The sequence below is a fragment of the Pseudomonas sp. CH61 genome (assembly GCF_059429415.1).
Genome location: NZ_CM182098.1, coordinates 361864 through 374860, shown reverse-complemented (window position 1 = coordinate 374860; position 12997 = coordinate 361864). Strand labels below are relative to the sequence as shown.

15 protein-coding genes are annotated in these 12997 nt (G+C 58.8%); 5 read left to right on the top strand and 10 right to left on the bottom strand.

The features are described from left to right. Positions 1–218 precede the first annotated feature (218 nt). A complete protein-coding gene (gene rlmF, locus AC5SEM_RS01630) occupies positions 219–1238 on the top strand; it encodes a 23S rRNA (adenine(1618)-N(6))-methyltransferase RlmF (protein ID WP_371042400.1) in 1020 nt (339 codons plus the stop codon). A 191-nt stretch (positions 1239–1429) separates the two neighbouring features. On the opposite strand, the gene AC5SEM_RS01625 is transcribed toward rlmF, so the two are convergent. Further along, positions 1430–1711 carry an HU family DNA-binding protein gene (locus tag AC5SEM_RS01625; protein WP_003221909.1) on the bottom strand — a complete coding sequence of 94 codons (282 nt, stop codon included), beginning with the start codon at positions 1709–1711 and terminating at the stop codon, positions 1430–1432. A 395-nt stretch (positions 1712–2106) separates the two neighbouring features. Here AC5SEM_RS01625 and yejK point away from each other — a divergent pair, with 395 nt between their 5' ends. Next, on the top strand, positions 2107–3111 hold the full coding sequence (yejK, locus tag AC5SEM_RS01620; protein ID WP_007909053.1) for a nucleoid-associated protein YejK: 1005 nt from the start codon (positions 2107–2109) through the stop codon (positions 3109–3111). After that, positions 3111–3461: a glutaredoxin family protein gene (locus tag AC5SEM_RS01615; protein WP_034154584.1), complete on the top strand. Its 351-nt coding sequence runs from the start codon at positions 3111–3113 to the stop codon at positions 3459–3461. Before yejK ends, AC5SEM_RS01615 begins: the two co-directional genes overlap by 1 nt. A 116-nt stretch (positions 3462–3577) precedes the next feature. Here the strand turns inward: AC5SEM_RS01615 and AC5SEM_RS01610 are convergent, their stop codons facing one another. The 5 genes from AC5SEM_RS01610 to AC5SEM_RS01590 all read right to left on the bottom strand — a co-directional run bounded on the left by AC5SEM_RS01610 (position 3578) and on the right by AC5SEM_RS01590 (position 7568). After that, positions 3578–4513, bottom strand: coding sequence for a glutathione S-transferase family protein (locus AC5SEM_RS01610; RefSeq protein WP_495472041.1), 936 nt, complete (start codon positions 4511–4513; stop codon positions 3578–3580). A gap of 84 nt (positions 4514–4597) precedes the next feature. Beyond that, a complete protein-coding gene (locus AC5SEM_RS01605; protein WP_463572582.1) occupies positions 4598–4900 on the bottom strand; it encodes a GIY-YIG nuclease family protein in 303 nt (100 codons plus the stop codon). A gap of 39 nt (positions 4901–4939) precedes the next feature. Further along, positions 4940–5410 carry a nuclear transport factor 2 family protein gene (locus tag AC5SEM_RS01600; protein WP_077571232.1) on the bottom strand — a complete coding sequence of 157 codons (471 nt, stop codon included), beginning with the start codon at positions 5408–5410 and terminating at the stop codon, positions 4940–4942. A 204-nt stretch (positions 5411–5614) separates the two neighbouring features. Then, on the bottom strand, positions 5615–6919 hold the full coding sequence (locus AC5SEM_RS01595) for a CynX/NimT family MFS transporter (protein WP_495472040.1): 1305 nt from the start codon (positions 6917–6919) through the stop codon (positions 5615–5617). Beyond that, on the bottom strand, positions 6909–7568 hold the full coding sequence (locus AC5SEM_RS01590; protein WP_495472039.1) for a FadR/GntR family transcriptional regulator: 660 nt from the start codon (positions 7566–7568) through the stop codon (positions 6909–6911). Before AC5SEM_RS01590 ends, AC5SEM_RS01595 begins: the two co-directional genes overlap by 11 nt. A gap of 166 nt (positions 7569–7734) precedes the next feature. Here AC5SEM_RS01590 and AC5SEM_RS01585 point away from each other — a divergent pair, with 166 nt between their 5' ends. Next, positions 7735–8046 (top strand): type II toxin-antitoxin system MqsR family toxin, encoded by a 312-nt coding sequence (locus AC5SEM_RS01585; RefSeq protein ID WP_495472038.1) that lies wholly within the window; start codon positions 7735–7737, stop codon positions 8044–8046. After that, positions 8043–8534: a type II TA system antitoxin MqsA family protein gene (locus AC5SEM_RS01580; protein WP_495472037.1), complete on the top strand. Its 492-nt coding sequence runs from the start codon at positions 8043–8045 to the stop codon at positions 8532–8534. Before AC5SEM_RS01585 ends, AC5SEM_RS01580 begins: the two co-directional genes overlap by 4 nt. 52 nt (positions 8535–8586) lie before the next feature. On the opposite strand, the gene AC5SEM_RS01575 is transcribed toward AC5SEM_RS01580, so the two are convergent. From AC5SEM_RS01575 to AC5SEM_RS01560, 4 genes are all read right to left on the bottom strand, one after another. Continuing rightward, complete coding sequence (locus AC5SEM_RS01575) at positions 8587–9351, bottom strand: amino acid ABC transporter ATP-binding protein (RefSeq protein ID WP_495472036.1); 765 nt, start codon at positions 9349–9351, stop codon at positions 8587–8589. A gap of 11 nt (positions 9352–9362) precedes the next feature. Further along, on the bottom strand, positions 9363–10457 hold the full coding sequence (locus tag AC5SEM_RS01570) for an amino acid ABC transporter permease (protein ID WP_007949911.1): 1095 nt from the start codon (positions 10455–10457) through the stop codon (positions 9363–9365). A gap of 10 nt (positions 10458–10467) precedes the next feature. Next, on the bottom strand, positions 10468–11649 hold the full coding sequence (locus AC5SEM_RS01565) for an amino acid ABC transporter permease (protein ID WP_495472035.1): 1182 nt from the start codon (positions 11647–11649) through the stop codon (positions 10468–10470). 66 nt (positions 11650–11715) lie between these two features. Then, complete coding sequence (locus AC5SEM_RS01560) at positions 11716–12747, bottom strand: amino acid ABC transporter substrate-binding protein (protein WP_077571226.1); 1032 nt, start codon at positions 12745–12747, stop codon at positions 11716–11718. Between the last annotated feature and the right edge of the window lie 250 nt (positions 12748–12997).

The following is a 12997-nucleotide window of genomic DNA, read 5'->3' as shown; positions in this document are numbered from 1 at the left end:
GAAAAAGGGAGGCCCAGGTGGTCTCCCTTTTTTATTCCTGATCACCACGAATCCCCTGTGGGAGCGAGCCTGCTCGCGAAAGCGGTGGGTCAGTCGACAAATCTGCCGGATGTGAAACCGCCTTCGCGAGCAGGCTCGCTCCCACAGTTTGACCGGTGTTGCCTTGAGATGTGGGACAATACCCGCCACTTTCAGCCATACCCGAATCGATCACGCCCATGAACGCCCCCCGCACACCCAAACCTGCGCGCAAGAAGCCTGACTCCGCGACCCCGGCCAAAGCCGTTGAGCCGCGTGAAAAGGCCAGCCTGCACCCGCGCAATCGCCATCAGGGTCGTTACGACTTCCCGGCGCTGATCAAGACCACGCCGGAACTGGCGAAGTTCGTGATCACCAACCCGTACGGCAAGGAAAGCATCGACTTCGCCAGCCCCGATGCGGTGCGCGTGTTCAACCGGGCGTTGCTCAAGTCGTTTTATGGCATCCAGCATTGGGATATCCCGGCAGACTACCTCTGCCCACCGGTACCGGGCCGTGCCGATTACGTGCACTTCCTCGCCGATTTGTTGGCGAGCATGAACGACGGCAAGGTGCCGCGCGGCGCGATCGTCAACGTGCTGGACATCGGCATGGGTGCCAACTGTGTGTATCCGCTGATCGGTAACAGTGAATACCGCTGGCACTTCCTCGGTTCGGAGATCGACCCGACCGCCGTGGCTGCCGCCCGCGCCATCGTTCAGTCCAACGACCTGAACAAGGTGATCCAGCTGCGTCAGCAGGAAAACCGCAAGCACATCCTGATCGGTCTGCTGGAACCGGGTGAGCGCTTTGACCTGACCATGTGCAACCCGCCGTTCCACGCTTCGATGGATGAAGCGACCAAGGGCAGCGAGCGCAAATGGCGCGCACTGGGCAAGGCCGACCCGAAACGCAAACTGCCGGTGCTGAACTTCGGTGGCCAGTCGGCAGAGCTGTGGTGTGAAGGCGGTGAAGCGCGTTTCGTGACGCAACTGATCGCCGAGAGCGCGAACTTCCAGCACAAGGTGCTGTGGTTCAGCACGCTGGTGTCGAAAGCCTCGAACCTGCCGGCCATCGAAACCGCGCTGAAAAAGGCCGGCGTGCTGGAAAGCCAGGTCGTCGAGATGTCTCAGGGCCAGAAGCAGAGCCGCTTTGTGGCCTGGACTTTCCAGACCAAGTCCGAGCAGCAGATCTGGCGCCGCGAGCGCTGGGTACGCTGATAGCTGCGCAGATGCCCCTGTGGGAGCGAGCCTGCTCGCGAAGGCGGTGTGTCAGTTAGCTTCAATATCGACTGACCCACCACTTTCGCGAGCAGGCTCGCTCCCACATTGGTTCAAGTGCCTCGCCAAATCGCAGGCACAAAAAAACCGTGCCCGGATCGCTCCGGTGCACGGTTTTTTATTACTGCGTCTTACTTGTTCACAGCGTCGGTCAGGCCTTTGGCCACAACCAGCTTGATCACTTTCTTAGCAGGGATTTCGATGGCAGCGCCAGTCGAAGGGTTACGGCCAGTGCGGGCAGGACGCTCGGTCACTTTCAGCTTGCCGATACCTGGCAAGGTGATTTCGCCGCCGTTTTCCAGCTGATCGGCAACGATTTGGCCCAGTTGGTCCAGAGCGTTACGCGCGGTGGTTTTCGGCGCGTCGATAGCTTCAGCGATGTCGGCGATCAGTTGGTCTTTAGTAAGAGCCATGTAGTGTTCCTTCCCTATCAAATTCATATGGATTGCAGAGTGCAGTGTCAGCCATCGAGCCCGATCTTCTGGATCTGGCACCCTCGGCGATAACCACGACGAGTCGGGTTATAGATACCGAAATCAGGGTTTGGTTCGACCTGACAAATGCTGATTGCACGCTTAACGCAGTGACTTCGCGTAAGACCGGGCAAAACTAGCACAGAGACGGGGAAATATCCGCCTCTAGCTACCCATTTGGTCAGCTTTATTGCTCTAAATCGGTAAAAAACTGCATATGCGTCAGTGCGCGCCCCGGTTTTGCCCTACAACCCGCGCCAAAACCAATGGTTGCGGTACACTGGGCGCTTTTTCGGGGGAGCCTGCCCTCCTCCCTTCCAACAGCCGAGAAGCCCATGCCGATCCGTCATTGCATCGTCCACCTGATCGACAAAAAACCCGACGGCACGCCCGCAGTTCTGCACGCCCGTGACACGGAACTGGCCGAGTCTGCAGCCATCGAAAACATGCTCGCCGACCTCAACGAAAGCTATAACGCCAAACAGGGCAAAGCCTGGGGCCTGTTTCATCCGGAATCCGGTGCGTTCCCGTTCAGCGGCTGGCTGAAGGAATACATGGAAGGCGGCAAGGACTTCACCGCGTTCAGCAAAGTCGCGGTCGAGCACCTGCAAAAATTGATGGAAGAGTCGAACCTGTCGGTCGGCGGCCACGTACTGTTCGCCCACTATCAACAAGGCATGACCGATTACCTGGCGATCGCCCTGCTGCACCACAGCGAAGGCGTGGCGGTGACCGATGAGCTGGACGTGACCCCGTCGCGCCACCTCGACCTCGGCCAATTGCATCTGGCGGCGCGGATCAACGTATCCGAGTGGCAGAACAACAAACAGTCCAAGCAGTACATCTCGTTCATCAAAGGCAAGAACGGCAAAAAGGTCTCGGAATACTTCCGCGACTTCATCGGCTGCCAGGAAGGCGTCGACGGCCCGGGCGAAACCCGTACGTTGCTCAAGGCTTTCAGCGACTTCGTCGAGAGCGAAGACTTGCCGGAAGAATCCGCCCGCGAGAAGACCAAGACCCTGGTCGATTACGCCAGCAGCCAGGCCAAACTCGGCGAACCGATGGGCCTGGAAGAGCTCTCCGAGCTGATCGACGAAGAGCGTCCGAAAGCCTTCTACGATCACATCCGCAACAAGGATTACGGCCTATCGCCAGAGATTCCGGCAGACAAACGTACCCTGAATCAATTCCGCCGCTTCACCGGGCGCGCCGAAGGCCTGTCGATCAGCTTTGAAGCGCACCTGCTGGGCTCGAAGATCGAATACGACGAAGAGGCTGGCACGCTGGTGATCAAAGGCTTGCCGACGTCGCTCACCGATCAGCTGAAGCGGCGTAACTGATGCTCGGCAATGTGCTGAAGAAAGTTGCGCTGGTTCTGCTGGTGGTCGTGGTCTATCAGAACTGGGGCAAGATCGAGCGGGTGTTCAACCCGTCGCAGATGGTTGCCGAGCAGACGCGCGCGCAGGCCAACGTCGTGCTCTACGCCACCGACTGGTGCGGCTACTGCAAGCAGACCAAACGTTTTCTCGACAGCAAGGGGATACCGTTCAAGGAGTTCGATATCGAGAAGGATGCCGAAGCGCGCAAGGCGTATGAGGCATTGGGTGGGCGCGGGATACCGCTGATCGACGTTAACGGCACATTGATTCGCGGGTTTGACCCGGACGAAATCCTCGCCGCCCTGAAATAACCTGTAGGAGTGAGCCTGCTCGCGATAGCGGTGTGTCAGTCGATAAATCCGCCGATTGACACACCGCTATCGCGAGCAGGCTCACTCCTACAAAGTTTTGCATCAGACTTGAGAGATCAGCGTGCTTCGATACGGAAGCCGAATCGCGGGAAGTGCACATGCACCACACCGCCACGCTCATCTTCACGACGAATGATCAACTCTTCGCTACCGGCAAACAGCAACTCACCCACCACCGGATCAACCCCGTAATCGGTCGCCGAGATCGCCACCTGCTGCCCAGCCTTGAACCCATTCGGATCTACGAACTGCTCATCCGGCAACACCGCCGGTGTCGCGCTGCGTGCAACCTCCAGCGCCTCTTCCGACGTCATCGCACTGGCTGCGCCATGGCCAAAGCCCAGTACTCGACTCAACCAGGCCGCAACAGCCGGATATTCATCCACCAGCGGAGCCGTGACATGCGTAGCCTTGAGGAACCACAGCGGATGCGCCAGCGCGAAGTCGGCAATCGACGGCTCGCCGAACAGGAAGTCGCCCTGCTCGCGCTGTAACTGCTGCTCCAGACGCGCCATGATCGTCGGCCACTGATGTTTGGCCTGCTCAGCGGACAAACGCGTGGCGCTGCCACCACTGAACAGACCGGCGCGGTCGGCGATAAAAGCCTTGATCGCTTCCGGCGGCAACTTGGCGAAGCGCACCGCCACCGATTCCGGCTGAAACACCAGGCTCACCGCATGCTGGAACACCACCGAATCAGCCCATGTGGCAAAACTGGCGGCGGTGAATTCCTGGCCCTCGGGAAAGAACGCCGGCAAGGCCTTTTCCTGCTCCAGGCGACGGGCGATCAGCGATGTGTCGCAATAGATATCAGCGCCAATCTGCAGCACCGGGGTCTTGCGGTAGCCGCCAGTCAGCGCGGTCAGATCCGGTTTCGGCATCACCGGCGAGATATGCACCGAGCGCCACGACAAGCCTTTGAAGCCCAGCAACAGGCGGGCCTTCTCGGCAAATGGAGAGGTCAGGTAATGGTGGAGAATCAACTCGGACATGCTCGGCTCCGCCGCTCAGATAGTGAGCCGGCAGCTTAGCGTGCATTTGCTTAGCAGCCTACAGATCTGCCTGATGGGAACTGATCAGTCAGATTGATAAGACGCAACCAGACATTCCTTGGCGCTCTTCCTGAGTTTTTTGATCAAGCGTTCCTGACGCAGCGCATCGCTCTTGTCGCGGCACAGCTCGGTGTAGACCAGCGCCATCGCCGGGCTGGAGAGAAAGAACCGCGCGCCTTTGCCGCTTTGATGCTTGGCGAAGCGGCGCACTGGATCATCGCTGACCCCGCAATACAACGAGCCATTGGCGGCGCGCACGAGGTAGACGAACCAGGACTTGCTCACTGGTTCGGCAACTTCGACAGATTTTTCGCTAAGGCTGGTCACTTCGGGATCAAGACGAGTAGGAAACAGGCGGCGATCTTATCAGCGCCCGGCCTGGAATGCCTTCAGTCCCTTCAGCGCCTGAGCGCGTACGGCGTTGCGCACCAGCGGTGTCCAGCCCAGTAGCAGGCCTTTGAAACCCAGGGCCTGACGCGACCAGCGCCACAGATCGAAGTGATCGTGGTGTTCGCAGATCTTGCCGTCTCGGAAGACGAAACGGGCCTGGATATCGTTGATGACGATGTTGCCGGTCTGGCTGAACAGGTAGGTCGCGACCCAATGTGCGCCGCCGCTGCGCTCATCGGCGCGGACGTTGTCGAAGGTCAGCGAGAAATCCTTGGCCCGAGTGGTGAGCATGCGCCACATGTCGCCAGCATCGCGCCCGCGCAGTTCACCGAAAGCCGGATCGCTGAACACTACATCGTCGGTGTAGCACGCGGCCATGGCTTCGGCATCGAGGCGCTGGAAGGCCTGGTAAAAGCGGGTGATCAACGCGGCGTGGGCTTCGCTCATGGGCAATCTCCAAAATAGGTACAGATTGCCAGCACGATAATCTGCAATGCGCAGAAACACTATCGGCATTCGCACACCGAATACCCGCTGTACACAAAACCCATGTAGGCCTTCGCCTGCTCGCGATAGCGGTGTGTCAGTCAGCGCAACGTTGACTGGTATAAAGCTATCGCGAGCAGGCGAAGGCCTACAGTTTGAACCGCGTCAGATTCTTTCGCTTTGCACTTGCACGTACAGCGCCCGCCCGGCGCCAAGCCCGGCGATGATCGCGCCTGTACCAATGATGCCGAAGATCCAGCCCACCGCATTCCAGCCGCCGGTCCAGTCATGCACCACGCCGACCGCAAACGGCCCCATCGACGCCAGCGTGTAACCGAAACCCTGGGACATGCTCGACAGGTTCGCCGCAACATGGGAATCGCGCGAACGCAGCACGATCAACGTCAGCGCCAGACTGAACGTACCACCCTGCCCCAGCCCCAGTAGAATCGCCCAGCCCCACAGGCCTTCGATCGGCGCGTACAGGCAGCCGAACAGACCGCCAAGGGTCAGCGCCATCACCACCACAATCGCCAGACGCTGATCCTTGCCACGCGTCGCCAGCCACGGCGCGGCCAACGAGCTGGCAAGTTGAATGATCACCGAACCGGACAACACCAGACCGGCCTGGGTTGGTGTCAGTCCACGACCGATCAGGATCGACGGCAACCAGCCGAAGACGATGTAGGCCAGCGATGATTGCAGACCCATGTACAAGGTCACCTGCCAGGCCAGCGGATCACGCAGCAGACCGCGCACGCGATAGGCGACGTTGTGCGCGCCATGCTTTTGCCCGACTTGCGGCAGCCAGAACACCGCCGCCACCAAAGCTGGAATCACCCAGAAACCCAGGCCCATCGCCCAGCTGCCACCAAAATGCTCACTCAACGGCACGCTGGAACCGGCCGCCATCGCCGCGCCCAGACACAACGCCATGGTGTAGACGCCGGTCATGGTGCCGGCGTGTTTGGCGAAGTCGCGCTTGACGATCCCCGGCAACAGAACACCGATGATGCCGATGCTGGCGCCACCCAATACGCTGCCGGCGAACAGGCCGATCTCACCGAAGTTGCTGCGCAAAATGATACCGCCGGCCAACGCCAACAAAATCCCCAGCACCACCCGCTCAGCGCCAAAACGTCGCGCCAGAATCGGCGCCAAGGGTGCAAACAAACCGAGGCAAAGCACCGGCAACGTGGTCAGCAAACCGGCCTGAGCTGCCGATAATCCGAGGCTTTTCGACACATCACTGAGCAGCGGCGCCATGCTCGACAGCGCCGGACGCAAATTCAGCGCGACCAGAATCAAGCCGAGCAGCAACAGCCACGGCCGGCGCACCAGCGGATGGCTTTGTTGCACTTGCTCGTCGTCAGCCTCGGCGTCGATCAGCAGTTCTTCAAGTTCTGCCGTACGTTTGGGGGTTGTGGATATCTCACTGCGGGACATGGATTTCTCGGTTTCAAGGTTCATTGATCAACTGCCTCGACAAGGCTTTGGCCCGTTCCGGGTCGCGTTGTTCGACCGCATCGAGCAACGCGATGTGCAGGTCGAACACTTCCTGACGGCGCGGGACGATGTTCAGGGTCTGGCGCAATTGCGCGCCGACGATGCTGGAGAAATAGCGATAAAGCTCGCTGAGGGTCGGGTTGTGCGCGGCATCGACCAGACGGCGGTGGAACACCAGATCGCAGGCGATGTAGGTGTCGAGATCGCCGTGGTAGTGGCTGCCGCTGGTGCCGAGCGCCTCACGCAATGCGACGAGGTCTTCTTCGGTACGACGTAACGCCGCCAGGCCGATGGCCTCGACTTCGAGGATGTGGCGGGTTTCCCGTGCCTGTTCCAGCGAGCATTGCGACAGCGCTTTCAGGGTATCCATCGGATCGACCACTGCGCGCAGATAACTGCCATCGCCCTGACGAATCTCGATCAGCCCTGAAAACGCCAGCACGCGCATGGCTTCGCGCACGGTGTTGCGGCTGATGCCCAGCTCGGCGCACAGCTCGGGTTCGGTCGGCAAACGCTCGCCAACCTGCCAGGCACCGCTGTTGATGCGCTGACGGAGTTGATCCAAGGCCTGATCGACCAGGGATCGCTTAACGAGTGGAGAAATGTCTGACATAGGATTCGCCCTTTCATCCAATCATAGGATGAATTTTCTGACATGTTAGTCAGACCCGTGTAGGACGGCAACCACCTAGGGTCAATCGGAGACACATGGAGCGGCATTTTCGATTGGTCAAAATTACCCTTTAAGGGTAATTTCAGGGACAGGGTTTTGGTTTCTTATGGAGAAGAACACACCCCATTACGACTTGGCGGTGATTAAGGCGGAAGTCAGACGACTTGGCAGACAAGCTTTCACCAAGACCGCGGAAAAAACCGGTCTCGATCTCGGTTTTAGCTTCGCAGAAATGCAGGAGATCGTTTTCGAGTTGCAGAACAGGATGTTGTACAAATCGATGACAACCTACGACGATCATCGAGTCTGGCAGGACGTGTATCACATCAACTCAAAAGGCCTGGAGATTTACATCAAGGTGACATACCGCCCTGCCGGCGGCGCACCGATAATCTCCTTCAAGGAGAAAAACCCATGAAAACCCGGCAATGTTTCAGCTGTGGTGCCCGTGAGGGAATGAGGCATTTCGAGGGTCGCGGTGAAACCCTGAGTGTCAAAGGCATGGAGCGCCGCGTAGATGATCTTGCTGGCTGGGAATGCCGGCAGTGCGGGGAAGTCGAGTGGGATGACGGCACCGATAGCGCTGATCGTTACACGCAAGCAGGCGATGAGTTGGTTATCGCTGCCCGACAAATGATCGGTTCCGAGATGAAGCGCATCCGGCGCAAATTGCACCTGACGCAAAAAGAGACGGTGCAACTGCTGTCAGGTGGAGGCCACAACGCATTTTCTAGGTACGAACGAGGGGAATTGCTGCCGCCAAAGGCGTTGATGCTTTTGATGCGGCTGCTGGATCGTTACCCGCACTTGCTTGCCGATGCGAAAGTCTTGGCCGAAGGGGCTGACTTGAGAGGTGCGTTCAAGTACACGGTGCACAAGGAACACGAAACCCTCACCGTTTCCTGACCCATAAAAAACAAACCCGGCACAAGGCCGGGTTTGTTTTACTCACAAACCATCAATGCAAAATCTGACTCAAGAACAACTTCGTCCGCTCATTCTGCGGATTATCGAAGAAGTCATTCGGCGCCGCCTGTTCAACGATCTCACCCTTGTCCATGAAGATCACACGGTTGGCCACGGTACGGGCAAAGCCCATCTCGTGGGTCACGCAGAGCATGGTCATGCCGTCTTCAGCCAGACCGATCATGGTGTCGAGTACTTCCTTCACCATCTCCGGATCGAGCGCTGAAGTCGGTTCATCGAACAGCATGATTTTCGGTTTCATGCACAGGGCGCGAGCAATCGCCACACGCTGCTGCTGACCACCGGACAGTTGTCCCGGGAATTTGTGCGCCTGCTCCGGAATGCGTACGCGTTCCAGATAATGCATGGCGATTTCCTCGGCCTTGCGCTTGGGCATCTTGCGTACCCACATTGGTGCCAGGGTGCAGTTCTGCAAAATGGTCAGGTGCGGGAACAGGTTGAAGTGCTGGAACACCATGCCGACTTCACGGCGGATCGCTTCGATCTGCTTGAGGTCGTTGGTCAGTTCCACGCCGTCGACGACGATGCGGCCCTGCTGGTGTTCTTCCAGACGATTGAGGCAGCGAATCGTCGTCGACTTACCCGACCCCGACGGGCCGCACAGGACGATACGCTCGCCCTGTTTGACGTTGAGATTGATGTCTTTGAGCACGTGGAACTGGCCGTACCACTTGTTGACGCCCTGCATCTGAATAATGCCTTCAGAACCTACAGGCTTTTTGATTGCTTCACTCATTTACACAACTCCTAACGCTTGTGGCCAGTGTCGAGCTTGCGTTCCAGATGCATGGAATAGCGCGACATACCAAAACAGAAAATCCAGAACACCAAGGCGGCGAACACGTAGCCTTCGGTGGCCATGCCCAGCCATTTCGGGTCGGCAGCGGCTTGTTTTACGCTGTTGAGCAGGTCAAACAGGCCAATGATGATCACAAGGCTGGTGTCCTTGAACAGCGCAATAAAGGTGTTGACGATGCCGGGGATCACCAGCTTCAGGGCTTGCGGCAAAATCACCAGGCCCATCGAGCGCCAGTAACCGAGGCCCATCGCTGCAGCTGCTTCGTACTGACCTTTGGGGATCGCTTGCAGACCACCGCGCACCACTTCGGCGACATAGGCCGACTGGAACAGGATCACGCCGATCAGTGCCCGCAGCAGTTTGTCGAAGTTCATGCCTTCCGGCAGGAACAGCGGCAGCATCACCGAGGACATGAACAGCACCGTGATCAACGGCACGCCGCGCCAGAACTCGATGAAGGTCACGCAGACCACACGAATCGCCGGCATGTTCGAACGACGACCCAGCGCCAGCACGATCCCCAGTGGCAAAGCTCCCGCGATACCGACAGTGGCGATCACCAGGGTCAGCATCAGGCCGCCCCACTGGCTGGTTGCCACCGGGGTCAGACCGAAACCGCCGTGCAACAGGGTGAAGGCAATGATCGGGTACAGCACCAGGAAGCTCAGCCCGTAGATCGCTTTACGCGGCACACGCGAGATGAACAATGGCGCCGCGCCGATCACCGCCAGCCACACGGTCAGGTCGACACGCCAGCGCAGTTCCGTCGGGTAGTAGCCGTACATGAACTGGCCGAAACGCTGCTGAATGAACACCCAGCAGGCGCCTTCCTTGGTGCAGTCGGCGCGGGTGGTGCCGACCCAGTTGGCATCGACAATCGCCCAGCTGAGGATCGGCGGCACCACGAGGTAGATCAGGTAGAACGCAAACAGCGTCAGCAGGGTGTTGAGCCAGCTGGAGAACATGTTCGCGCGCATCCACGCCACCACGCCGATGCTGCTGTTCGGTGGGGGCATGTCGGGTTTGAAAGTATGAGTACTCATGCGCTTTTCCTTACCGCTCGATCAGCGCAATGCGCTTGTTGTACCAGTTCATCAGCAGGGAAATGCTGATACTGATCGCCAGGTACACGCTCATGGTGATGGCAATCACCTCGATCGCCTGACCGGTCTGGTTAAGCACCGTGCCGGCGAACAGCGACACCATTTCCGGATAACCGATACCGGCCGCCAGCGAAGAGTTTTTCGCCAGGTTGAGGTATTGGCTGGTCAGCGGCGGAATGATCACGCGCAGGGCTTGCGGAATGATCACCTTGCGCAGGGTCGGACCGTTGCGCAGGCCGAGGGAACGCGCCGCCTCAGTCTGGCCATGGCTGACCGACTTGATCCCCGAACGCACGATCTCGGCGATGAACGCCGCGGTGTACACGGTCAGGGCCAGGGTCAAGGCAAGCAGTTCCGGGATCAGCACCCAGCCGCCAACAAAGTTGAAGCCTTTGAGCTCGGGCATTTCCCAATGCAGCGGTGCGCCGAAGATCAATGCGCACAACGCCGGGATCACCAGCAGAATCGCCAGCCCCACCCAGAACTTGTGAAACGGTACGCCGGTTTCTTCAAAGCGCTTGTCGGCCCAGCGCGTCATCAGCACGATGCCGACAATGGCCACCACGATGCTGAGCACGAACGCCCAGAAACCATCAGCCGCCAGCGCGGCTGGCATGTTCAGGCCACGGCTGCTGACGAAGAAGGTGTCGCCGAAATTATGGCTGTTGCGCGGCCCCGGCATGGTCAGGAATACCGCGAAGTACCAGAACAGGATTTGCAGCAGCGGCGGAATATTGCGGAACACTTCCACATACACCGTCGCCAGTTTGCTGATGATCCAGTTCTGCGACAGCCGCGCTACACCGATGATGAAGCCGAGGATCGTCGCCAGAACCACGCCGATCACAGTCACCAGCAGGGTGTTGAGCAGACCGATGACGAAGACGCGGCCATAGCTGTCCGCTTCGGTGTAGTCGATCAGGTGTTGAGCGATGCCGAATCCGGCACTGCGCTCCAGAAAGCCGAAACCGGAGGTAATGCCCCGGTGCTGAAGGTTGGTTTGCGTGTTGTCGAACAGGTACCAGCCCAGCGAGACCACCGCCACAACGGTGATGATCTGGAATAGCCACGCACGCACTCGTGGATCGCTGAGGCTGAGCCTCTGCTTTGGTGCGCCGATTGAATTTTGCATGAAGTGCCCCGGAAAAAATGGAACAAGAACATCACCCGGCGGTTGGCCCGCCGGGCGATAGAACCATTAGCGCACTGGTGGTGCGTACTGAATGCCGCCGTTGTTCCACAGGGCGTTCAAGCCGCGGTCGATTTCCAGCGGAGTACCCTTGCCGAGGTTTTTCTCGAAGATTTCGCCGTAGTTGCCGACTTGTTTGACGATCTGCACAACCCAGTCTTTCGGCAGTTTCAGGTCTTTGCCGTACTCGCCGTCAGCGCCGAGCATACGGGCAACGTCCGGGTTCTTCGTCGACTTGGCTTCAGCTTCGACGTTCTTCGACGTGATGCCGGCTTCTTCGGTGTTGAGCAGCGCGTAGCCAACCCAACGGACGATGGCCAGCCACTCGTCGTCGCCGTTACGTACGACCGGGCCCAGCGGTTCTTTGGAAATGGTTTCCGGCAGAACCACGTAGTCCTTCGGCGAGGCCAGCTTGGAGCGCTGGGCGAACAGCTGGGACTTGTCGGAGGTCAGCACATCGCAACGACCGGATTCCAGCGACTTGGCGCTTTCATCGGAGGTGTCGAAAGTGATCGGGGTGTATTTCAGACCGTTGCCGCGGAAGTAGTCGGAAACGTTCAGCTCGGTGGTGGTACCGGCCTGGATGCAGATGGTTGCACCGTCCAGCTCTTTGGCACTCTTCACGCCCAGCTTGTTGTTCACCAGGAAGCCGATGCCGTCGTAGTAGGTAATGAAGCCCGGGAATTTCAGGCCCATGCCCGCGTCACGCGAACTGGTCATGGTGGTGTTGCGCGACAGAATGTCGATCTCGCCCGATTGCAGCGCGGTGAAGCGCTCCTTGGCGTTCAACTGACTGAACTTGACCTTGGTCGCGTCGCCGAAGACGGCAGCGGCCACAGCGCGGCAGACGTCAGCGTCGATCCCGAGGATCTTGCCGGTCGCGTCCGGTACCGAGAAGCCCGGCAGACCGTCGCTCACGCCACACTGCACAAAACCTTTCTTCTGCACTGCATCCAGGGTTGCACCCGCCTGAGCGAACCCGCTGACACCGAGTACTGTTGCTGCAGTCACGATGGCCAGGGTGGATTTCAACATCTTCATTCAAACCTCCAGTTTTGCTCTTGTTGTGTCGGAGCTTGAGTCCAGTCGCACCCTTTTGAGGCGTTGTTGACCCGTGTTGGCTTTTTTTGGGGTCAACCGACGTAAGACCTTCGCTATGAGTCTAGTAGGAGAAAATCCACATCATGGACAACTCACTTCTCACCAATCGGCCGAACGGGCTGTAGCCCTTTCACGTTCGCTGCGCCCGTAGCGGCCATTGGCGAACATCCATCACCGGATTCTTTGCCAT

Bases quoted from the DNA above. Each gene is read 5' to 3' on its own strand.
- yejK (WP_007909053.1), top strand. From the start codon at position 2,107: ATGCCGATCCGTCATTGCATCGTCCACCTGATCGACAAAAAACCCGAC.
- AC5SEM_RS01590 (WP_495472039.1), bottom strand. From the start codon at position 7,568: ATGTCAGACATTTCTCCACTCGTTAAGCGATCCCTGGTCGATCAGGCC.
- AC5SEM_RS01625 (WP_003221909.1), bottom strand. From the start codon at position 1,711: ATGGCTCTTACTAAAGACCAACTGATCGCCGACATCGCTGAAGCTATC.
- AC5SEM_RS01610 (WP_495472041.1), bottom strand. From the start codon at position 4,513: ATGTCCGAGTTGATTCTCCACCATTACCTGACCTCTCCATTTGCCGAG.
- AC5SEM_RS01585 (WP_495472038.1), top strand. From the start codon at position 7,735: ATGGAGAAGAACACACCCCATTACGACTTGGCGGTGATTAAGGCGGAA.
- AC5SEM_RS01565 (WP_495472035.1), bottom strand. From the start codon at position 11,649: ATGCAAAATTCAATCGGCGCACCAAAGCAGAGGCTCAGCCTCAGCGAT.
- AC5SEM_RS01595 (WP_495472040.1), bottom strand. From the start codon at position 6,919: ATGAACCTTGAAACCGAGAAATCCATGTCCCGCAGTGAGATATCCACA.
- AC5SEM_RS01560 (WP_077571226.1), bottom strand. From the start codon at position 12,747: ATGAAGATGTTGAAATCCACCCTGGCCATCGTGACTGCAGCAACAGTA.
- AC5SEM_RS01570 (WP_007949911.1), bottom strand. From the start codon at position 10,457: ATGAGTACTCATACTTTCAAACCCGACATGCCCCCACCGAACAGCAGC.
- AC5SEM_RS01600 (WP_077571232.1), bottom strand. From the start codon at position 5,410: ATGAGCGAAGCCCACGCCGCGTTGATCACCCGCTTTTACCAGGCCTTC.
- AC5SEM_RS01615 (WP_034154584.1), top strand. From the start codon at position 3,111: ATGCTCGGCAATGTGCTGAAGAAAGTTGCGCTGGTTCTGCTGGTGGTC.
- rlmF (WP_371042400.1), top strand. From the start codon at position 219: ATGAACGCCCCCCGCACACCCAAACCTGCGCGCAAGAAGCCTGACTCC.
- AC5SEM_RS01580 (WP_495472037.1), top strand. From the start codon at position 8,043: ATGAAAACCCGGCAATGTTTCAGCTGTGGTGCCCGTGAGGGAATGAGG.
- AC5SEM_RS01575 (WP_495472036.1), bottom strand. From the start codon at position 9,351: ATGAGTGAAGCAATCAAAAAGCCTGTAGGTTCTGAAGGCATTATTCAG.